Genomic DNA, 18,436 nt, shown 5'->3' with positions numbered 1-18,436 from the left:
CGCCGCTGCCTGGCCAGCCCATTTAACCATCCCGGGTGATTTCACCGCTCCGTGGTTTGCTCTATAAGCCGCCCTTCAATCGGAATCTCAGGATCGGGAGAAGGCTGGGGCCATGGCCGGCCACTCGCACGCCAAGAACATCATGCACCGCAAGGCGGCCCAGGGCGCCAAAAAGGCCCGCGCCTTCGGCAAGCTGATCCGTGAAATCACGGTCTCCGCCAAGCAGGGCTTGCCGGACCCGGCGATGAACCCGCGCCTCCGCGCCGCGGTCAAGGCCGCGCTCATCGCCAACATGACGCGCGACACGATCGATCGCGCCATCAAACGGGCCAGCCAGGGCGGCCAGGGCGAGGACTACCAGGAGGTCCGCTACGAGGGCTACGGCCCGAACGGCGTGGCGATCATCGTGGAAGCCCTGACCGACAACCGCAACCGCACCGCGGGCGACCTGCGCTCCGCCTTCGCCAAGCATGGCGGGGCGCTGGGCGAGACCAATTCCGTGGCCTTCCAGTTCGAGCGGAAGGGCGTGATCTCCTACCCCGCCAAGGCCGCCAGCGCCGACGCCATGCTGGAAGCCGCCGTCGAAGCCGGCGCCCAGGATGTCGAGAGCGACGAGGAGGGCCACGAGGTCTCGACGGCGGTCGAGGATTTCTTCGCCGTCCGCGACGCGCTGGAGACGGCCTTCGGCCCGGCGGACTCCGCCAGGCTCGAATGGGTGCCGACCACCACCGTCGATCTTGACGAGGAGAAGGCCCGCGACGTCCTCAAGCTCGTCGACATCCTCGACGACAATGACGACGTGCAGAACGTCTTCGCCAATTTCGAGGTCTCGGACGCCGTCATGCAGCGGCTCTCGGACTAGCCCGTTGCACGGCTCCGTCCGCCTGCTGGGCCTCGACCCCGGCCTGCAGCATACCGGCTGGGGGCTCGTCGAGAGCGCCGGCAGCCGGCTGCGCCATCTGGGCGATGGCGTCATCTCCACCGATGCCACGCAGCCCCTGGCCGAGCGCCTCTGCACCCTCCATCGCGGCCTCCTCGCCCTGATCGAGCAGTGGCAGCCGGACGAGGCGGCGGTCGAGCATACCTATGTCAACAAGAACCCCGGCGCCGCCCTCAAGCTCGGCCAGGCGCGCGGCGTGGTGCTGGTGACGCCGGCGCTCTCCGGCATCCGCGTCGCCGAGTACCAGGCGATGGAGGTCAAGCGCGCCGTGGTCGGCACCGGCCATGCCGAGAAGGCGCAGGTGGAGGCGATGGTCCGCCGCCTCCTCCCCGGCGCCGTCATCCGCCGGGCGGATGCCGCCGACGCGCTGGCCGTCGCCATCTGCCACGCCCATCACCGCGGCACGCGGCTCGCCTTCGCCAAGGGCTACGTGCCGGCATGAGCCCGCCGATTCAGACCTCCGGGCCTGCCGGCCCTCCGGTCATCGGAGGGCAAGTATGATCGGGAAACTAACCGGCAAGCTCGACGGGCTACTCGAGGGCGGCTGCATCTTCGACGTCAACGGCGTGGGCTACCTGTTGTCCTGTTCCACCAAGACCCTCGACCGGCTGCGGGACGTGCAGGGCCAGGCCGCGATGCTGGTCGAGACCCAGGTGCGGCAGGACGCCATCGTGCTGGTCGGCTTCGGCAGCGCGGCGGAGCGCGACACCTTCCGCAAGCTCACCTCCGTGCAGGGCGTCGGCACCAAGCTGGCGCTGGACATCCTCTCCGCCTTCGCCCCCGAGGACCTGGCCGAGGCGGTCCGCCGTGGCGACCGCACCGGGCTGCGGCAGGCCAATGGCGTCGGCGCCAAGCTGGCCGACCGCCTGGTGACCGAGCTGCGCGACTGGGCAGGCGGCATCCAGCCGCCGAGCGGCATCGCCACCGGCCCCGCCACGGCCGCGCCGCCCGCCGGTGCCGCCGCGGATGCGGTCTCCGCGCTGATCAATCTCGGCTGGAAGCGCCCCGAGGCCCAGGCCGCCGTGAACCGCGCCCAGTCCCGCCTGGGCGAGGACGTGCCGCTCGAATCGCTGATCCGCGACAGCCTGAAGGAGCTCGCCCGATGAGCGGCTCCCGCCGCCGCGGTCCGCCCGCGCCGCCCCCGCCGCCGGAGATGGCGCCGGACGACCGCATCACCACGCCCGCGCGCACCGATGAGGATGCCGCCGAGGCCACGCTCCGCCCGCAGGTCCTGGCCGACTTCACCGGCCAGCCGGCGCTGCGCGAGAACCTCGCCGTCTTCATCCAGGCCGCCAAGGCGCGCGGCGAGGCGCTCGACCATGTCCTGCTGCATGGCCCGCCCGGCCTCGGCAAGACGACCCTCGCCCAGATCGTGGCGCGCGAGCTCGGCGTCGGCTTCCGCGCCACCTCCGGCCCCATCCTGCAGCGCGCCGGCGACCTCGCCGCCATCCTCACCAACCTGCAGCCGCGCGACGTGCTCTTCGTCGACGAGATCCATCGCCTGCAGCCGGCGCTGGAGGAAACCCTCTATCCGGCGATGGAGGATTTCCAGCTCGACCTCATCATCGGCGAGGGCCCGGCCGCGCGCACCGTGCGGATCGACCTGCCGCCCTTCACCCTGGTGGGTGCTACGACCCGCGCGGGCCTGCTGGCGACGCCGCTGCGCGACCGCTTCGGCATCCCGCTGCGCCTGCAATTCTACACGCCGGAGGAGCTGCTGCGGATCGTCCGGCGCGGCGCGCAGAAGCTTGGCTTCGAGCTGGCCGAGGCCGGGGCGCTGGAGATCGCCCGCCGCTCCCGCGGCACGCCGCGCATCGCCGGCCGCCTGCTGCGCCGGGTGCGGGACTTCTCCAGCGTGACAGGGATGGCCGCCGACCGCGCCATGGTCGATGGCGCGCTGACCCGCCTCGAGGTCGACAGCAAGGGCCTCGATGCGATGGACCGCCGCTACCTGCGGCGGATCGCCGAGCACCACAACGGCGGCCCGGTGGGCGTCGAGACGCTGGCCGCGGCCCTCGCCGAGAGCCGCGACACGATCGAGGATGTCATCGAGCCCTACCTGATCCAGGAAGGGCTGGTGCTGCGCACGCCGCGCGGCCGCGTCCTCGGCATGCCCGGCTGGACGCATCTCGGCCTCAGCCCGCCGGCGAGCTTCGCCATCCAGCCCGACCTGCTCCTGGGCGGCGATCCGTGAAGCTCCCGCCGCCCGGCCCGGCTCATGGATTCCCGATTCGGGTCTATTTCGAGGACACCGATGCGGGCGGCGTGGCCTATCACGCCAACTATCTGCGCTGGGCCGAACGTGCCCGGACGGAATCCTTGCGCGACATGGGCTTGCCGCATCAGCTTATGGTGGAGCGTCACCATTCGATACTCGTGGTGCGGCGCATCGAAGTGGAGTATTGGCGCCCCGCGCGGCTCGATGACGCCATCGTGGTCGAGACGCGGGTGATCGCGGTTCGCGGTGTCACCCTCCTGCTCGACCAGCGCATGGTCCGGGCGGAGGAGACCCTCGCCGCGCTCCATGTGGAATTGGCCTGCATCGACCGGCACACGCTGCGGCCGAGGCGCATACCCGAGCCCTGGCGCGCCGCCCTCGGCGGTGCACCGGGCGAGGCTGGATAGAGGAGAGACGCGGTGGACCGCAGCGTGACGGCGACGGATCTGGGCGGCGCATTGCACGACCTGTCCCTCTGGGGCCTGTTCCTGCAGGCCGATTGGGTGGTGAAGCTCGTGATGGTCGGGCTGCTGCTCGCCTCCGTCTGGGTCTGGGCCATCGTCTTCGAGAAGATCACCAGCCTGCGCCGGGCCAACCGCGCGGCGGATGCCTTCGAGGATGCCTTCTGGTCGGGCGGCAGCCTCGACGACCTCTATCGCAAGGAGGGCGAGCAGCCCTCACATCCGATGGCCGCCGTCTTCGGCGCCGCCATGCGCGAATGGCGCCGCAGCGCCCAGCGCCTCGCCGGCTCCGACCTCGTCGCCGCCGGGCTGAAGGAGCGCATCGACCGCAGCATGAACCTGGCCGTGCAGCGCGAGATGGACCGGATGGAACGCTGGATGGTCTTCCTCGCCTCGGTCGGCTCGGTCGGGCCCTTCGTCGGTCTCTTCGGTACGGTCTGGGGCATCATGAACAGCTTCGCCGCCATCGCGGGGATGCAGAACACCAACCTCGCCGTCGTCGCGCCGGGCATCGCGGAGGCGCTCTTCGCCACCGCCATCGGCCTCGTCGCCGCCATCCCGGCGGTGCTCGCCTACAACAAGATCAGCACCGACCTCGCCCGCTTCGCCAGCCGGCTGGAGGGTTTCGCGGCCGAGTTCGGCGGCATCCTCTCCCGCCAGTCCGAGAGCGCGGTGATCGGCGCCGAGGCCCGCACCCCGGCCGCGGTGGCGGAGTAGTCCCATGGCCGCTTCCCTGAACGCCGGCCGTGGCAAGGGCCGCGGCCGCTACCGCCCGATGGCCGAGATCAACGTGACGCCGCTGGTCGACGTCATGCTCGTGCTGCTCATCATCTTCATGGTCGCCGCCCCGCTGATGACGGTCGGCGTGCCCGTCGACCTGCCGAAGACCCAGGCGAGCGCGCTCAACCAGGACAACGAGCCGATCACCATCACGGTGAACCCCGAGGGCAAGATCTTCCTGCAGGAGACCGAGGTGCCGATCGAGAACCTGGTCGCCCAGCTCCAGGCCATCGCCGGCGCCAATGCCGAGGGGCCGAACGCGCAGGAACGCCGGATCTTCGTCCGCGGCGACAAGGCGATCAGCTATGGCCGGGTGATGGAGGTGATGGGCACCATCAGCGCCGGCGGCTTCAGCAAGGTGGCGCTGCTGGCCGAGCAGCCCGCCGGCCGCCCACCCGCCACCGGTACCGGGGCTGGCACCACGCCGGCGGCCCGGCCCGCCGCACGCCCGACACGCTGAGCGGAGGCCACGCGCGGGGGCGCGGTCATGCAACACAGGGGAATGCGTTTCTGGGCCCTGGTCTCGGCGGCGTTGCACGTCGTCGCCCTCCTGCTCGGCCTCGTCTTCGGCCTGCCGCCGAAGCTGGAGGAGCCGAAGGAACAGGCCATCGCCGTCGAGATCGTCGCCAGCCTGCCGGCGCAGGAGGCCCAGGGCGAGTCGGAGTCCGCCTCCGTCGCTGCCCCGGCCTCGGTGCCGCAGCCGCCGCGCCCCGAAGCGCCGGCCGCCGAGGCCGCCCGCGAGGACCGGCTGCCATCCCCGCCACCGCCGCCGCCCCCGCCTCCGGCCGCCCCGCCGCCGCCCGCGCCGCAGGCCCAGGCCGCGCCGCCGCGCCCGAGCCCGCCCACCCCCGCGCCGCAGGCCGCGCCCAGCCCGCCGCCGCCGACGCCGGCCCCGCCGCGTCCGCAGCCGGCGCCGCAGCAGATGGCCGAGATCGCGCCCCTGCCGCCGCCGCCGCCCGAGCCGCCGCGCCCGCAGCCGCAGACCCCGCCGACGCCACCCACGCCGCCGCGGCCGCAGCAGCAGGCCCAGCCCGCGCCGCCCACGCCGCCGAAGCCGCAGCAGCAGGCCCAGCCGGTGCCGCCCGCGCCGCCGCAGCCGCCGCGCCCGCAGCAGCAGGCCCAGCCCGCGCCGCCTGCACCGCCGCGTCCCGACGCCCGGCCGGCGCCGCCGACGCCCGTGCCGCCCCCGCCGACCACCAGCCAGCAGGCCGGCACCGGCCGCACCCCGCCGGTCGCCCGCCCCGCGGAGCAGAGCAGCAGCGTGCAGAACACGCTCGACCGGCTGCGCCAGATGCAGGCCATGAACCAGGCGCAGAGCGGCCGGCCGCAGCCGAGCGCGGGCGGGGCGCCGGCGAACGCAAGCGCCGGCGCGCCGCGCCCGGGCGGCGGCACGCCGACCGGCACCGCCAGCCTCAGCTCCGGCGAGAAGGCCGGCCTCGCCGAGAAGATCAGCGAGTGCTGGAGCGTCGATGCCGGTGGCCTCAACATCCAGAGCGTCATCGTCGAATTCCGGGTCGAGGTGGATGCCGGCGGCACCGTCCGCAACGTTCGCCCGAATGGCTCGCCGCCCTCCGAGCCGCGTGCCCGCGCGGTCTATGAGGCGGCTCGCCGCGCCCTGCTCGACCCGAAATGCAACCCGCTGCCCCTTCCGCGGGAGAGGCTGGCGGCGCTGCGCGACACCATATTCCGCTTCAACCCACGCGACCTCGGCCTGCGCTGACGCCCGAGGATCGCGTCACCAATGGAGGAAGAGCCCCATGACCTGGAAGGATGAGGCTGCGATCCGCCGGCTCTCCCGCCGCGCCGCCCTGTTCGGCGGTGCCGCGCTCGGCCTGCCGCTGATCGGCGGCCTGCCCGCCTTCGCCCAGGGCGGTCCGAGCTCGGTCGTCGACATCACCAAGGCACGCACCGACCCTATCCCGATCGCCGTGCCGAATTTCGCCGGCAATTCCGGGGAGGCGCAGCGCGTCGGCCAGAACATCGCCGGCGTGGTGCTGAACAACCTGCGCAATTCCGGCCTGTTCCGCCCAGTGGACCGCGCCGCCTATATCCAGACCGCCGAGGCCGCGGCGCAGACGCCGCGCTTCCAGGACTGGCGCGTCATCGGCGCCCAGGCGCTGACCACCGGCCGTGCCGAGCTGTCGGGCGACCGCCTCCGCGTCGAATTCCGCCTCTGGGACGTGCTGCCCGAGGCGCAGATCCAGGGCACCGCCTTCACCGCCCCGGCCGCCAACTGGCGCCGCATCGCGCATCTGATCTCCGACGTGATCTATGAGCGGCTGCTCGGCGAGAAGGGCTATTTCGACACCCGCGTCGTCTATGTCGCCGAGACCGGGCCGCGCGACCGCCGCACCCGGCGCCTCGCCATCATGGACCAGGACGGCGAGAACCAGCGCTACCTGACCGATGGCAGCGCCGCCGCGCTGACGCCGCGCTTCCACCCGAACGCGCAGCAGATCGCCTTCATGTCCTATGCGCGCGGCGAGCCGCGGGTCTATCTCTTCAACCTCGACAGCGGCCGGCAGGAGGTGCTCGGCACCTTCGCCGGTATGACCCTCTCGCCGCGCTTCTCGCCCGACGGGCGCAGCGTGGTGCTGTCCTCGACCCGCGGCAACGATGCCAACATCTATGTCGTCGATCTTGGCAGCCGGCGCGAGCGGCAGCTGACCTCGGGCGGTGGCCTCGACGTCTCGCCCTGCTTCTCGCCCGACGGCTCGCAGATCGTCTTCAACTCCGACCGTGGCGGCGACCAGCAGATCTACGTCATGGATGCCGGGGGCGGCGGCATCCGCCGCATCTCCTTCGGCCGCGGCCGCTATGCGACGCCGGTCTGGTCGCCGCGTGGCGACCTCATCGCCTTCACCCGCATCTCGGGGGGGCAGTTCGCCATCGGCGTCATGCGGCCGGACGGCTCGGGCGAGCGCATCCTCTCCGAGGGCTGGGGCATGGAAGGCCCGACCTTCGCGCCGAACGGGCGGGTGATGATGTACTTCCGCGAGACGCCGGCCCGCGACGCGCGGGGCGGCGGCTACTCCGCGCGCCTCTCCAGCATCGACATCGCCGGCTTCAACGAGCGCCAGATCGTCACGCCGACCGATGCGTCGGACCCTGCCTGGTCGCCGCTGCTGGCGTGATTTGGGGTGACGGGAAACAACTGGAAACAAATAACGATCCAGCCGATCGTGGGAGTAATGGCCATGTTGCGACATAAACGTCGGGCATGGCCGTTATTGCCAGGTTTGCGCCCCTTTTCCTTGACCCTCTAGCGCGCTGGTTGTAACGGCCCCGGCAGTAATTCCGCAGTGCCGGGCTGCGCGATGCCAGAAGGAAAGGGACGATACCGATGCTGAATTCCAAGGTCATGAGCGCCTTCGCCGCTCTCGCGCTGCTCACCGCCTGCGGCTCCTCGACCACCGACACCGCGGCCACCGGCGCCGGCGCCGCCGCCGGCACCTCCGCCGGTCCGCGCCCGGGCAGCCAGGAAGACCTCGTCGCCAATGTCGGCGACCGCGTCTTCTTCGACACCGACCAGGCCAGCGTCCGCGCCGACCAGCGCTCCGTCCTCGAGCGCCAGGCCGGCTGGCTCTCCCGCTACCCGCAGGTGACGGTGCAGGTCGAGGGCCATGCCGACGAGCGCGGCACCCGCGAGTACAACCTCGCCCTCGGCCAGCGCCGCGCCAATGCCGCGCGCGACGTGCTGGTGGCGAGCGGTGCCGCCGGTGCCCGCATCTCCACCATCTCCTATGGCAAGGACCGCCCGGCGGCGCTCGGCTCGACCGAGGAAGCCTGGGCGCAGAACCGCCGCGCCGTCACCGTCGTCCGCTGAGGCGGGCCGCCGTCACGCCGCGGGGCATTGTCCCCGGCGTGATGGCAAAAGCGACCATCCGGGGGCCGGACCCCCCTGGCCGATGCGGGCCGGCTGCCCTATCCAGCCGGCCCGTATCCCTTTCCGCGCCGTGCTCCACCGGAGGCCCCGTGATCCGCCCCCTGCTCGCCGCCCTGATCCTCGCCGCATCGCTGCTGCTGCCCGCCTCGGGCGCCTGGGCCCAGGCCGAGAGCCGCGAGGGCATCTACCTGCAGAACCAGATCCTCCAGCTCCGGCAGGAGCTGGACCAGCTGCGCCGCAGCGGCGGCAGCGTCGTCCCTGCGCCCACCGTCGCCCCGTCCCGCGGTGTCGCGCCGCAGGGCGAGCTGGTCGGCGCCCTCCTAGACCGCGTCACCGCGCTCGAGGAGGAGACCCGCCGCATGCGCGGCCGGCTCGAGGAGAGCGAGTACCGCAACCGCACCCTGGCGCAGACCGTCGAGAAGATGCAGGGCGACCTCGACTACCGCCTGCAGCAGATCGAGAACCAGCCCTCCGGCCGCGCCGCCCCGGCACCCGCCCCGGCGCCCCGCGCCCCCGCCGCGGCGAGCCCGGCGCCCGCCCCGGCCCCGGCCGCTGTCCGCACCCCGGAACGCATCATCGCCGATGGCCAGGCGGCGCTCGGCCGCCGCGACTTCGCCGGCGCCGAGGCCGCGGCCCGCGAGGCGCTGGCCAACCGCAACTCGCCTCGCGCGACCGATGCCCAGCTCCTGCTCGGCGATGCGCTCTCCGGCAAGCGCGACTATGCCGGCGCCGCGCTGGCCTATAACGACGCCTTCACCCGCAGCCGCACCGGCCCGCGCGCACCGGAGGCCCTGCTCGGCCTCGCCAATTCCTTCAACAGCCTCGGCAACAAGCGCGAGTCCTGCGACACGCTGGACGACCTGAGGAGCAACTTCCCCAACCTCCGGGGCGCCATCGCCGAGCGGGCCGCCGATGCCCGCCGCCGCGCCGGCTGCCGCTGAACCTCTCTCGGGGGAGGAATTCGCGGCGCTGATGGCGCCGCTCGGCCCCTTCGGGCCGGCACCCTGCCTGGCGGCCGGCGTCTCCGGCGGTCCCGACAGCCTGGCCCTTGCCCTGCTGGCCGATGACTGGGCCCGGCGGCGCGGCGGCAGCCTCCTCGCCCTGGTGGCCGATCATGGCCTCCGCCCCGGCAGTGCCGCCGAGGCCGCGGGTGTTGCGGCCCAGCTCGCCCGCCGGGGCATCCCGGCCCGCCTGATCCGGCTCGGGCTCGCTCCCGGCCCCGGCCTGCAGGAACGGGCGCGGGAGGCCCGCCACGCGGCCCTCCTCGCCGCCTGCAGGGAGGCGGGGCGGCCCTGGCTGCTGCTCGGCCATCACCGCGCGGACCAGGCCGAGACGCTGCTCTTCCGGGCGCTGCGCGGCAGCGGCCCGGCCGGCCTCGCCGCCATGGCGCCGGTTCGCCCGGCGCCCGAGGCGCTGATCCTCCGCCCGCTGCTCGGCGTGCCGCCGGCCCGCCTCGCCGCCCTGGTCGCCGCGGCCGGGCTCGAGCCGGTGCAGGACCCGAGCAATGCCGATCCCCGCTTCGCCCGGGCCCGGCTGCGCGCAGCCCTGGCCGAGCCGGGCGGCATCGGCCCCGCCACCGCGGCCCTGGCCGAGGCCGCCGCCGCCTTCGCGGGGCGCCGCGCCCGGCAGGAGGCCGCCATCGCCACCCGCCTCGCCGCCTGCGCCACGCTCCGCCCCGCCGGCTTCGCCGAGATCGACCTCGCCCGCCTTGGCGAGGATGCCGTGGCCGGGGCGGTGCTCGCCCATCTGCTCCGTCTCGTCGGCGGCGCCCGCCATGCCCCGCCCGCCGCCGCCGTCACCGCCCTCCGCAACCGGGGGGAGGGGACGCTGGCCGGCGCCTGGCTCCGCCCCTGGCGCGGCCGCTGGCTGCTGCTGCGCGAGCCGGCCGGCCTCGCCCCGCCGGTCGAAGCCCTGCGCGGCGCCAGCTGGGACCGCCGCTTCCGCCTCCTCGGCCCCGGCGCGCCCGGTCACGAGTTGGGCGGGCTGGGATTTGCCGCGGCCGCCGGGCTGCGCCGCCTCGCGCCGCCCTGGCCCGCCGCCCTGCTCGCGGGAATGCCGGCCATCCGCCATAAGGGAAAGCTGGTGGCCGTGCCGGGACTGGATTATCCTGAGGGGGAACGCTGCATGGCCTTCCAGACAGTGTTCGCTCCGGCAGGGTTCGCTCCGGCAGGGTCCGCCCCGGAAGGGATTGTTCCGGCCGGGGGTGCCGCCGCGGAGGTCAATTCCGCGGGCGACACGGTCATGCGAGCATCGGGGGCATTCACGGCCGGGGTTGGCCTTCCTATCTTACGATAGGCTGGCCTCGGGCAAAGCCTGAGGCACCATGGCCCGATCGGGGCCATGGCGGGAACGGGATACGCATCGGTGAACAATTTCGGCCGGAATCTGGCGCTTTGGGTGATCGTGGCGCTGCTGCTCGTCGCGCTCTTCAACGTGTTCCAGCCCAGTGGAACGGCGCAACGGGGCGCCCAGCAGGTCGCTTACTCGGATTTTCTCAATGAGGTGGGCGCCGGCCATGTCCGGGACGTCACCATCCAGGGGCGGACCGTCAGCGGTCAGCTCTCGGACGGGCGGACCTTCCAGACCTATACTCCGGAAGATCCCAACCTCGTCTCCCGCCTGACGGAAAAGGGCGTCCGCGTCGTCGCCCGGCCGGAGGAGAGCGACGTCAACCCGCTCTTCCACTACCTCCTCAGCTGGTTCCCGATGCTGCTGCTCATCGGCGTCTGGGTCTTCTTCATGCGCCAGATGCAGTCGGGCGGCGGCCGGGCCATGGGCTTCGGCAAGTCCCGCGCCCGGCTGCTGACCGAGAAGCAGGGCCGCGTCACCTTCGAGGACGTCGCCGGCATCGACGAGGCCAAGAGCGAGCTCGAGGAGATCGTGGAATTCCTGCGCGACCCGCAGAAGTTCCAGCGCCTCGGCGGCAAGATCCCGAAGGGCTGCTTGCTGGTGGGCCCGCCGGGCACGGGTAAGACCCTGCTCGCCCGCGCCATCGCCGGCGAGGCGAACGTGCCCTTCTTCACCATCTCGGGCTCCGACTTCGTCGAGATGTTCGTGGGCGTCGGCGCCAGCCGCGTGCGCGACATGTTCGAGCAGGGCAAGAAGAACGCCCCCTGCATCATCTTCATCGACGAGATCGACGCCGTCGGCCGCCATCGCGGCGCCGGCCTCGGCGGCGGCAATGACGAGCGCGAGCAGACCCTCAACCAGATGCTGGTCGAGATGGACGGCTTCGAGTCGAATGAGGGCGTCATCCTCATCGCCGCGACCAACCGGCCGGACGTGCTCGACCCCGCCCTGCTGCGCCCCGGCCGCTTCGACCGCCAGGTCGTCGTGCCGAACCCGGACGTGTCGGGCCGCGAGAAGATCCTCCGCGTCCATATGCGGAAGGTCCCGCTCGCTTCGGACGTCGACCCGAAGGTGATCGCCCGCGGCACCCCCGGCTTCTCCGGCGCCGACCTGGCGAACCTCGTCAACGAGGCCGCCCTGCTCGCCGCCCGCACCGGCCGCCGCACCGTCGGCATGCATGAGTTCGAGCAGGCCAAGGACAAGGTGCTGATGGGCGCCGAGCGGCGTTCGCTGGTCATGTCCGAGGACGAGAAGCGCATGACCGCCTATCACGAGGCCGGCCACGCCCTCTGCGCCATGAAGCTGCCGGAATGCGACCCCGTCCATAAGGCGACCATCATCCCCCGCGGCCGTGCCCTGGGCCTGGTGATGTCCCTGCCGGAGGGCGACCGCTACTCCAAGCACAAGTCGAAGCTGCTGTCGGAGCTGGCCATGGCCATGGGCGGCCGCGTGGCGGAGGAGCTGATCTTCGGCCCGGACAAGGTCTCGAACGGCGCCTCGGGCGACATCAAGATGGCCACCAACCAGGCCCGCATGATGGTCACCGAATGGGGCATGAGCGAGAAGCTCGGCATGATCGCCTATGGCGAGAACAGCCAGGAGGTCTTCCTCGGCCACTCCGTGACCCAGTCGAAGAACCTCTCGGAGAACACGGCGCAGATGATCGACGGCGAGATCCGCCGCATCATCGACGAGGCCTATACCAAGTCGAAGCAGCTGCTCTCCGAGAATATCGACGAGCTGCACCTGCTGGCGAAGGGCCTGCTGGAGCACGAGACCATCTCGGGCGACGAGATCAAGCTGATCATCCGGGGCGAGCCCATCGTCCGCGACCGTCCGGACGAGCCCGTGTCGCAGGGCCGCGGCAGCGTGCCCACCAGCGGCCGTTCCCCGCGTCCGAGCGGCGGGCTGAACCCCGGCCCGGCGCCCGCCACCTAGTCCAGCCCGCATGACGGACTGGATCGAACCGCTGGGCCTGGTGACGGGCCCGGCGGTTTCCAATTCCGGCCTGCCCCTCCAGGGCGGGCCGCTCCGCTTCCTGCTCGCCCGCAAGGGCGACCGCACCATGCCGGCCGAGGCGGTGCCGGAGCCATGGCGCAGCCGCCTCATCACCCGCCCGGCCCCCTTCGCTGACCTGCCCGGTCCCGGCCGCCCGCTGGTCATGGGCATCGTCAACGTCACGCCCGACAGCTTCTCCGGCGACGGCCTCGCCGCCGACCAGTCCCGCGCCATCGCCCAGGGCGAGGCGATGCGCGCAGCGGGCGCCGACATCCTCGATGTCGGTGGCGAATCGACCCGCCCCGGCGCCGATCCCGTCCCGCCGGAGGAGGAGATCCACCGCATCCTCCCCGTGGTCCGGGCACTGGCCCGGATCGCCCCCATCTCCATCGACACCCGCAACGCCGCCACCATGGCGGCGGCACTGGCGGCCGGCGCCCGCATCGTCAACGACGTCACCAGCCTCCGCCATGACCCGGCGGCGCTCCGCGTCGTGGCGGAGTCCAGGGCCCCCGTCATCCTCATGCACATGCCGACGACCGACCCGCGCACCATGCAGGCCCATGCCGGCTACCGCGATGTCGCGCTGGAGGTCGCCGGTTTCCTCGCCGCCCGTGTGGAGGCGCTGGAGGCCGCCGGCATCCCCCGCAGCCGCATCGCCGTCGATCCCGGCATCGGCTTCGGCAAGACCCTGCCGGAGAACCTGGAGCTGGTGGACCGCCTGCCGCTGCTCGCCGGCCTCGGCTGCACGATCCTGCTCGGCGCCTCCCGCAAGGGCTTCCTCGGCCGCATCGCCGGCATCCCGGAGGCCGGCCGCCGCCTTGCCCCGAGCCTCGCCATCGCCCTCGCCGGGGCGGGCAGGGGGGCCGCCATCCTCCGCGTCCATGATGTGGCGGAGACCGTCCAGGCCCTCCGCCTCTGGCAGGCCATGCAATCCGGTGACATGCCGCCCGGCTAGGGCTAATCCCTCAGCATGACCCAGCCCACCCGTCGCCTCTTCGGCACCGATGGCATCCGCGGCAAGGCCAACCAGGCGCCGATGGATGCCGCCACCGCCCTCCGGCTCGGCCAGGCGGCGGGACAGTATTTCAACCGCGGCACCCACCGGCACCGCGTCGTCATCGGCAAGGACACCCGCCTCTCGGGCTACATGCTGGAGCCGGCGCTGACCGCAGGCTTCATCGGCGCCGGGATGGATGTCGTCATCGTCGGCCCCATGCCGACCCCGGCCATCGCCCTGCTGACACGCAGCCTCCGCGCCGATCTCGGCGTCATGGTCAGCGCCTCGCACAACCCCTTCGAGGACAATGGCATCAAGCTCTTCGGCCCCGATGGGCTGAAGCTCTCCGACGCGCAGGAAGCCGAGATCGAGGCGCTGATGGCCGGCGACCTCTCCGCCTCCCAGGTCGCCCCCGCCCGCCTCGGCCGCGCCAGCCGCCTCGAGGATGCCCCGGGCCGCTATATCGAGGCCGCCAAGCAGAGCTTCCCCCGCCGCCTGACGCTGGAGGGTCTCCGCGTCGTCGTGGACTGCGCCCATGGCGCCGCCTATCGCGTCGCGCCCACCGTGCTGTGGGAGCTCGGCGCCGAGGTCGTCTCCATCGGCGTCGCGCCGGACGGCTTCAACATCAACCAGGGCGTCGGCTCCACCGCCCCCGGCCAGCTCGCCGCCCTGGTGCGGGAGCGCCGCGCCGATATCGGCATCGCCCTCGATGGCGATGCGGACCGGCTGGTCCTGGTGGACGAGGCCGGCACCATCATCGATGGCGACCAGATCCTCGCCCTCATCGCCGGCTCCTGGCAGGGCGAGGGCCGGCTGCGCGGCGGTGCCGTCGTCGCCACCGTCATGTCCAACATGGGCCTCGAGCGCCACCTGCGGGGCCTCGGCCTCGGCCTGCTCCGCACCGCGGTCGGCGACCGCTATGTCGGCGAGCGGATGCGCGATGCCGGCTGCAACCTCGGCGGCGAGCAATCGGGCCATGTCATCATGGCCGACTTCGCCACCACCGGGGACGGCCTCATCGCTGCCCTCCAGGTCCTCTCCGTGCTGGTACAGGAGGGCAAGCCGGCCAGCGAGGTCTGCCGCCGCTTCACGCCCCTGCCGCAGCGCCTGGTCAATGTCCGCTTCGCCGGCGCCTCGCCGCTGAAGGACGACGTCGTGCAGCGCGAGATCGCCGCCTTCGAGGAGCGCCTCGGTGAGCGCGGCCGCATCCTCATCCGCGCCAGCGGCACGGAGCCGCTGATCCGCGTCATGGCCGAGGCCGAGGACGAGGCGCTGGTCACCGAGACGGTCGAGACGCTGGCCGCCACCATCCGCGCCCGGATCGCGGCATGACCGGCAGGGTCCTGATCATCGCCGGCTCCGATTCCGGCGGCGGCGCCGGCATCCAGGCCGACCTCAAATCCGTCACCGCCCTCGGCGGCTACGCCGCGACGGCCATCACCGCGCTGACGGCGCAGAATACCGAGGGCGTCCACGGCGTCCTCCCCATCCCGCCCGCCTTCATCCGCCAGCAGATGGATGTCGTGCTCCGCGACATCGGCGCCGATGCGCTGAAGACCGGCATGCTGCATGACAGCCCGACCATCGCGGCGGTCTGCGACGGCATCGCCGTCGAGGCCCCCGGCATCCCCCTCGTCGCCGATCCGGTGATGGTGGCGAAGGGCGGCCACCCCCTGCTGCAGCCCGATGCAGTGGAGGCGCTGAAGCGCCGCCTCATCCCGCTCGCCACCCTCATCACCCCGAACCTGCCGGAAGCCGAGGTGCTGACCGGCCTCCGCATCACCGACGAGGCGGAGATGCAGGCGGCCATGTCCAGCCTGCTCGCCCTCGGCGCCCGGGCGGTGCTGCTGAAGGGCGGCCATCTCGAGGGCCCCCGCGTCATCGACCTGCTCGGCACGCCGCAGGGCATCACCCGCTTCGAGGACAGCCGCATCGAGACGCGCCATACCCATGGCACCGGCTGCACGCTGGCCAGCGCCATCGCCGCCGGCCTCGCCCAGGGGATGCCGTTGGCGGAGGCCGTCGCCCGCGCCCGCCGCTATGTCCGCGCCGCCATCCTCGCCGCTCCCGGCCTCGGCCGCGGCCATGGCCCGCTGAACCACGCCGTCACCGTCGATCCGGCACGCCTGCCATGAGGCGCTTTCCCTTCGTCACGGTCGATGTCTTCACCGACCGCCGCTTCGGCGGCAACCAGCTGGCCGTCTTCCCCGATGCGCGCGGCCTCTCGGATGCCGAGATGCAATCCCTCGCCGCCGAGTTCAACCTGAGCGAGACCACCTTCGTCCTCCCGCCGGAGGACCCGGCGAACACCGCCCGCGTCCGCATCTTCAACCGCACCGCCGAGATGCCCTTCGCCGGCCACCCCAATGTCGGCACGGCCCATGTGCTGGCCGACCGCGCCCGCGACGGCCTCCTCCGCTTCGAGCAGATCGCCGGCCTGGTCGAGATCCGGGTCGAGCGCGACGCCGCCGGCACCGTCCTCGGGGCCACCATCACCGCGCCGCAGCCCCTCGCGGTCGGCGCGGCGCTACCGGTCGCGCCCATCGCCGCCTGCGCCGGCATCGACCCTGCCGGCATCCTCACCACGCGCCATCCGCCGACCCTCGCCGCCGATGGCGGCAACCCGCGCGTCCTGCTGGAGGTGACGCCGGAGGCCCTCACCGCCGCCGCCCCCGACCACGCCGCCTTCCGCCGCGCCGTCGAGACCCTGCCGGAGCTCGGCGGCCGCCTCTCCCTCTACCTCTACCGCTGGGACGGGCCGCGCCTCCGCGCCCGCATGTTCTCGCCGCTCTCCGGCACGCCGGAGGATGCCGCGACCGGCAGCGCCGCCACGCCCCTCACCGGTTTCCTGCTCTCGCTGAGCGGCGCGGGGCAGCATGCCCTCGACATCCTCCAGGGCGTCGAGATGGGCCGCCCGAGCCTGCTCCGCACCACCGCCCGCCGCGGCGCGGAGGGTATCCGCGCCACGGTCGGGGGCGCCTGCGTGCCCGTGCTCCAGGGCGAGGCCATGCTCTGACGCCGCGCCCGATCGGGGCCGATCCGGAATGACCTTGCGCATCGCCTGACCGCAGCGCCAAACACCGGCATCACGACCGCGTACCGGGTGCCATGTCGCTGCTGGCCGAGTTCTTCCCCACCGTCCTGCTGCTGGAGCTGACGCCAGGGCCGAACATGGCCTATCTGGCCCTGCTCTCGCTTTCCCGTGGCGCAAGGCCGGCGCTTGTCGCGGTGCTCGGCGTCGCCATGGGGCTGACGGTGCATGCCCTCGTCGCCGCCCTCGGTGCCGGCGCGCTCATCGCCCGCTCGCCGCCCCTCTACGAGACGCTTCGCTGGTGCGGCGTCGCCTACCTGCTGTGGCTGGCCTATGAGGGCTGGCGCGGGGAGGCGGACAGCGCGCCCGGCACCGCAGGGTTCGGCGATGCGGGCTCGCGGCTGCTCTGGCGCGGCTTCGCCACCAACCTGCTCAACCCGAAATCCGTCCTCTTCTTCGTCTCGGTCGTCCCGCGCTTCGTCATCGAGCCGCAGGGGGAGCCGCAAGGTGCGGTGCCCACCGTCATCGTCCAGATGGCCATTCTCGGCACGCTCTACGTCGCGGTGGCGACGGCGGTGCATGTCCTCGTCGTGCTGCTCGCGGCGCAGCTCCGGCCCTGGCTCGTCGCCGGCGCCCGCCGCGACCGCGTGCGGCGGATGCTCTCCCTGCTGCTCGCCGGCGTCGCGGCCTGGCTCGCCCTCAGCACCGGCCGGTGACGGCGGCGCCGTTGCCGCTCTACGCGGTCGGCCTCGGCGGCCAGCCCAGCCAGCCCTCCACATAGCCACGCCGCACCAGCACCAGCGCCAGCGCCGAGATCGGCGCCGCCAGCGCCACGCCGAGCAGGCCGAACAGCGCGCCGGTCAGCACCTGCGTCACCAGCAGCAGGGCAGGGGGGAGGTCCGCGGTGCGGCTCTGCACCATGGGCGTCAGGAAATTCCCCTCGATATTCTGCACCAGCACGACGATGCCGAGCACCCAGAGCGGCATCAGCGGATCCTGCGTCAGCGCCAGCAGCATGGCCGGCACCGCGCCGATCAGCGGGCCGATGACGGGGATGAAATTCAGCACCGCGATGATCGTCGCCAGCAGCCCCGCCAGCGGCACGCCGAGGATCAGGAAGCCGATCCAGGTCAGCACCCCCGCGACGACCATGGCGAAGGCCTGGCCCAGCAGCCAGCCACGCAGCGTGTGCCCCGCATCCTCCAGCGTGTCGCGCACCCGCCCCTCGATCTCCGGCGCGAAGAGATGCCGGAGGCCGCTGAGATACCCCTCGGGCTGCACCGCCAGGTAGAGGGCGAGCAGCACCACCAGCACCGCATTGCCGAGGCCGCCGAGCGTCGTGCTCGCCGCCGAGGCCGCCGCCGCCGCCGCATTCTCCGCCCCGCCGCCGCCGAGGATCCGGCCCGGATCCAGCTGCCGCAGCACCCAGTCGCCCCAGCCGGTATCGGCGAGCTTGCCGCGCAGCGTCTCCAGGCTGCGCGGCAACTGCTGCGCCAGCTCCTTCGCCTGCTCCGTCAGCGGGGCCGCCGCCGCCCAGCCTGCCAGCCCGATCGCCAGCATCACCAGCGTGGCGACGATCAGCACCGCCGCCCAGGGCGGCAGGCCGGTGCGCCGGGCCAGCGGCTCGCCCCCGGCGCGCAGCGCGAGGGCAAGCAGCACCGCGGCGAAGCCGAGCAGCGGCACCTCCGGCGCCAGCCAGAACAACGCCAGCAGGAGGCCGAGCAGGATGAGGACGGAAGCCTGGGATCGCGTCATGCAGCGCGAACAGCCGGG

At 72.9% G+C, this 18,436-nt stretch carries 19 protein-coding genes; 18 read left to right on the top strand and 1 reads right to left on the bottom strand.

Annotated elements, in window-relative coordinates:
- The first annotated feature begins 112 nt into the window (after nucleotides 1-112).
- From BLR02_RS21480 to BLR02_RS21395, 18 genes are all read left to right on the top strand, one after another.
- Nucleotides 113-862 carry a YebC/PmpR family DNA-binding transcriptional regulator gene (locus BLR02_RS21480; RefSeq protein ID WP_090664599.1) on the top strand — a complete coding sequence of 250 codons (750 nt, stop codon included), beginning with the start codon at nucleotides 113-115 and terminating at the stop codon, nucleotides 860-862.
- 4 nt (nucleotides 863-866) lie between these two features.
- Complete coding sequence (gene ruvC, locus BLR02_RS21475; RefSeq protein WP_245704891.1) at nucleotides 867-1,382, top strand: crossover junction endodeoxyribonuclease RuvC; 516 nt, start codon at nucleotides 867-869, stop codon at nucleotides 1,380-1,382.
- 55 nt (nucleotides 1,383-1,437) lie between these two features.
- Complete coding sequence (gene ruvA / locus BLR02_RS21470) at nucleotides 1,438-2,046, top strand: Holliday junction branch migration protein RuvA (protein WP_090569715.1); 609 nt, start codon at nucleotides 1,438-1,440, stop codon at nucleotides 2,044-2,046.
- A 47-nt stretch (nucleotides 2,047-2,093) separates the two neighbouring features.
- Nucleotides 2,094-3,134: a Holliday junction branch migration DNA helicase RuvB gene (gene ruvB / locus BLR02_RS21465; RefSeq protein ID WP_090664616.1), complete on the top strand. Its 1,041-nt coding sequence runs from the start codon at nucleotides 2,094-2,096 to the stop codon at nucleotides 3,132-3,134.
- On the top strand, nucleotides 3,131-3,565 hold the full coding sequence (gene ybgC / locus BLR02_RS21460; protein ID WP_090664598.1) for a tol-pal system-associated acyl-CoA thioesterase: 435 nt from the start codon (nucleotides 3,131-3,133) through the stop codon (nucleotides 3,563-3,565). The genes ruvB and ybgC overlap by 4 nt, the downstream gene beginning before the upstream one ends.
- A gap of 12 nt (nucleotides 3,566-3,577) precedes the next feature.
- Nucleotides 3,578-4,336 carry a protein TolQ gene (gene tolQ, locus BLR02_RS21455; RefSeq protein WP_090569720.1) on the top strand — a complete coding sequence of 253 codons (759 nt, stop codon included), beginning with the start codon at nucleotides 3,578-3,580 and terminating at the stop codon, nucleotides 4,334-4,336.
- Nucleotides 4,337-4,340: 4 nt separating this feature from the next.
- Complete coding sequence (gene tolR / locus BLR02_RS21450) at nucleotides 4,341-4,859, top strand: protein TolR (protein ID WP_090569724.1); 519 nt, start codon at nucleotides 4,341-4,343, stop codon at nucleotides 4,857-4,859.
- Between the two features lie 42 nt (nucleotides 4,860-4,901).
- Entirely contained in the window at nucleotides 4,902-6,119 is a 1,218-nt protein-coding gene (locus tag BLR02_RS21445; RefSeq protein ID WP_090664597.1) for a hypothetical protein, read from the top strand.
- A 37-nt stretch (nucleotides 6,120-6,156) separates the two neighbouring features.
- Complete coding sequence (tolB, locus tag BLR02_RS21440; protein WP_090569730.1) at nucleotides 6,157-7,533, top strand: Tol-Pal system beta propeller repeat protein TolB; 1,377 nt, start codon at nucleotides 6,157-6,159, stop codon at nucleotides 7,531-7,533.
- Nucleotides 7,534-7,745: 212 nt separating this feature from the next.
- Nucleotides 7,746-8,225, top strand: coding sequence for a peptidoglycan-associated lipoprotein Pal (gene pal / locus BLR02_RS21435; RefSeq protein ID WP_176849727.1), 480 nt, complete (start codon nucleotides 7,746-7,748; stop codon nucleotides 8,223-8,225).
- A gap of 149 nt (nucleotides 8,226-8,374) precedes the next feature.
- Nucleotides 8,375-9,226 carry a tetratricopeptide repeat protein gene (locus BLR02_RS21430; RefSeq protein WP_090569735.1) on the top strand — a complete coding sequence of 284 codons (852 nt, stop codon included), beginning with the start codon at nucleotides 8,375-8,377 and terminating at the stop codon, nucleotides 9,224-9,226.
- Nucleotides 9,198-10,580: a tRNA lysidine(34) synthetase TilS gene (tilS, locus tag BLR02_RS21425; RefSeq protein WP_245704890.1), complete on the top strand. Its 1,383-nt coding sequence runs from the start codon at nucleotides 9,198-9,200 to the stop codon at nucleotides 10,578-10,580. Before BLR02_RS21430 ends, tilS begins: the two co-directional genes overlap by 29 nt.
- Nucleotides 10,581-10,649: 69 nt before the next feature.
- Complete coding sequence (gene ftsH / locus BLR02_RS21420; RefSeq protein WP_090664596.1) at nucleotides 10,650-12,572, top strand: ATP-dependent zinc metalloprotease FtsH; 1,923 nt, start codon at nucleotides 10,650-10,652, stop codon at nucleotides 12,570-12,572.
- 10 nt (nucleotides 12,573-12,582) lie between these two features.
- On the top strand, nucleotides 12,583-13,590 hold the full coding sequence (gene folP / locus BLR02_RS21415; RefSeq protein WP_090664595.1) for a dihydropteroate synthase: 1,008 nt from the start codon (nucleotides 12,583-12,585) through the stop codon (nucleotides 13,588-13,590).
- A 15-nt stretch (nucleotides 13,591-13,605) separates the two neighbouring features.
- Nucleotides 13,606-14,964, top strand: coding sequence for a phosphoglucosamine mutase (glmM, locus tag BLR02_RS21410; RefSeq protein ID WP_090569743.1), 1,359 nt, complete (start codon nucleotides 13,606-13,608; stop codon nucleotides 14,962-14,964).
- A complete protein-coding gene (gene thiD / locus BLR02_RS21405; protein WP_090569747.1) occupies nucleotides 14,961-15,767 on the top strand; it encodes a bifunctional hydroxymethylpyrimidine kinase/phosphomethylpyrimidine kinase in 807 nt (268 codons plus the stop codon). The genes glmM and thiD overlap by 4 nt, the downstream gene beginning before the upstream one ends.
- Nucleotides 15,764-16,648, top strand: a complete 885-nt coding sequence (locus tag BLR02_RS21400) for a PhzF family phenazine biosynthesis protein (protein ID WP_090569750.1) — start codon at nucleotides 15,764-15,766, stop codon at nucleotides 16,646-16,648. The genes thiD and BLR02_RS21400 overlap by 4 nt, the downstream gene beginning before the upstream one ends.
- A 92-nt stretch (nucleotides 16,649-16,740) precedes the next feature.
- The gene (locus BLR02_RS21395) at nucleotides 16,741-17,379 is read left to right on the top strand and encodes a LysE family translocator (RefSeq protein WP_090664594.1); all 639 of its coding nucleotides are present in this window, start codon (nucleotides 16,741-16,743) and stop codon (nucleotides 17,377-17,379) included.
- Between the two features lie 19 nt (nucleotides 17,380-17,398).
- Here BLR02_RS21395 and BLR02_RS21390 read toward each other — a convergent pair whose 3' ends face one another.
- Complete coding sequence (locus tag BLR02_RS21390; protein ID WP_090664593.1) at nucleotides 17,399-18,418, bottom strand: AI-2E family transporter; 1,020 nt, start codon at nucleotides 18,416-18,418, stop codon at nucleotides 17,399-17,401.
- Nucleotides 18,419-18,436: the final 18 nt, after the last annotated feature.

Origin of the sequence: Belnapia rosea, assembly GCF_900101615.1 — a bacterium.
Classification (GTDB): domain Bacteria; phylum Pseudomonadota; class Alphaproteobacteria; order Acetobacterales; family Acetobacteraceae; genus Belnapia; species Belnapia rosea.
Note: the sequence above shows the minus strand (reverse complement) of the source record. Positions and strands in the feature narration are given on the sequence as shown.

What these genes read in the sequence shown, in the direction of transcription:
- BLR02_RS21480 (WP_090664599.1), top strand. Translation starts at nt 113, where the DNA reads ATGGCCGGCCACTCGCACGCCAAGAACATCATGCACCGCAAGGCGGCC.
- ruvA (WP_090569715.1), top strand. Translation starts at nt 1,438, where the DNA reads ATGATCGGGAAACTAACCGGCAAGCTCGACGGGCTACTCGAGGGCGGC.
- ruvB (WP_090664616.1), top strand. Translation starts at nt 2,094, where the DNA reads ATGGCGCCGGACGACCGCATCACCACGCCCGCGCGCACCGATGAGGAT.
- tolR (WP_090569724.1), top strand. Translation starts at nt 4,341, where the DNA reads ATGGCCGCTTCCCTGAACGCCGGCCGTGGCAAGGGCCGCGGCCGCTAC.
- BLR02_RS21445 (WP_090664597.1), top strand. Translation starts at nt 4,902, where the DNA reads ATGCGTTTCTGGGCCCTGGTCTCGGCGGCGTTGCACGTCGTCGCCCTC.
- tolB (WP_090569730.1), top strand. Translation starts at nt 6,157, where the DNA reads ATGACCTGGAAGGATGAGGCTGCGATCCGCCGGCTCTCCCGCCGCGCC.
- tilS (WP_245704890.1), top strand. Translation starts at nt 9,198, where the DNA reads ATGCCCGCCGCCGCGCCGGCTGCCGCTGAACCTCTCTCGGGGGAGGAA.
- folP (WP_090664595.1), top strand. Translation starts at nt 12,583, where the DNA reads ATGACGGACTGGATCGAACCGCTGGGCCTGGTGACGGGCCCGGCGGTT.
- glmM (WP_090569743.1), top strand. Translation starts at nt 13,606, where the DNA reads ATGACCCAGCCCACCCGTCGCCTCTTCGGCACCGATGGCATCCGCGGC.
- thiD (WP_090569747.1), top strand. Translation starts at nt 14,961, where the DNA reads ATGACCGGCAGGGTCCTGATCATCGCCGGCTCCGATTCCGGCGGCGGC.
- BLR02_RS21400 (WP_090569750.1), top strand. Translation starts at nt 15,764, where the DNA reads ATGAGGCGCTTTCCCTTCGTCACGGTCGATGTCTTCACCGACCGCCGC.
- BLR02_RS21395 (WP_090664594.1), top strand. Translation starts at nt 16,741, where the DNA reads ATGTCGCTGCTGGCCGAGTTCTTCCCCACCGTCCTGCTGCTGGAGCTG.
- BLR02_RS21390 (WP_090664593.1), bottom strand. Translation starts at nt 18,418, where the DNA reads ATGACGCGATCCCAGGCTTCCGTCCTCATCCTGCTCGGCCTCCTGCTG.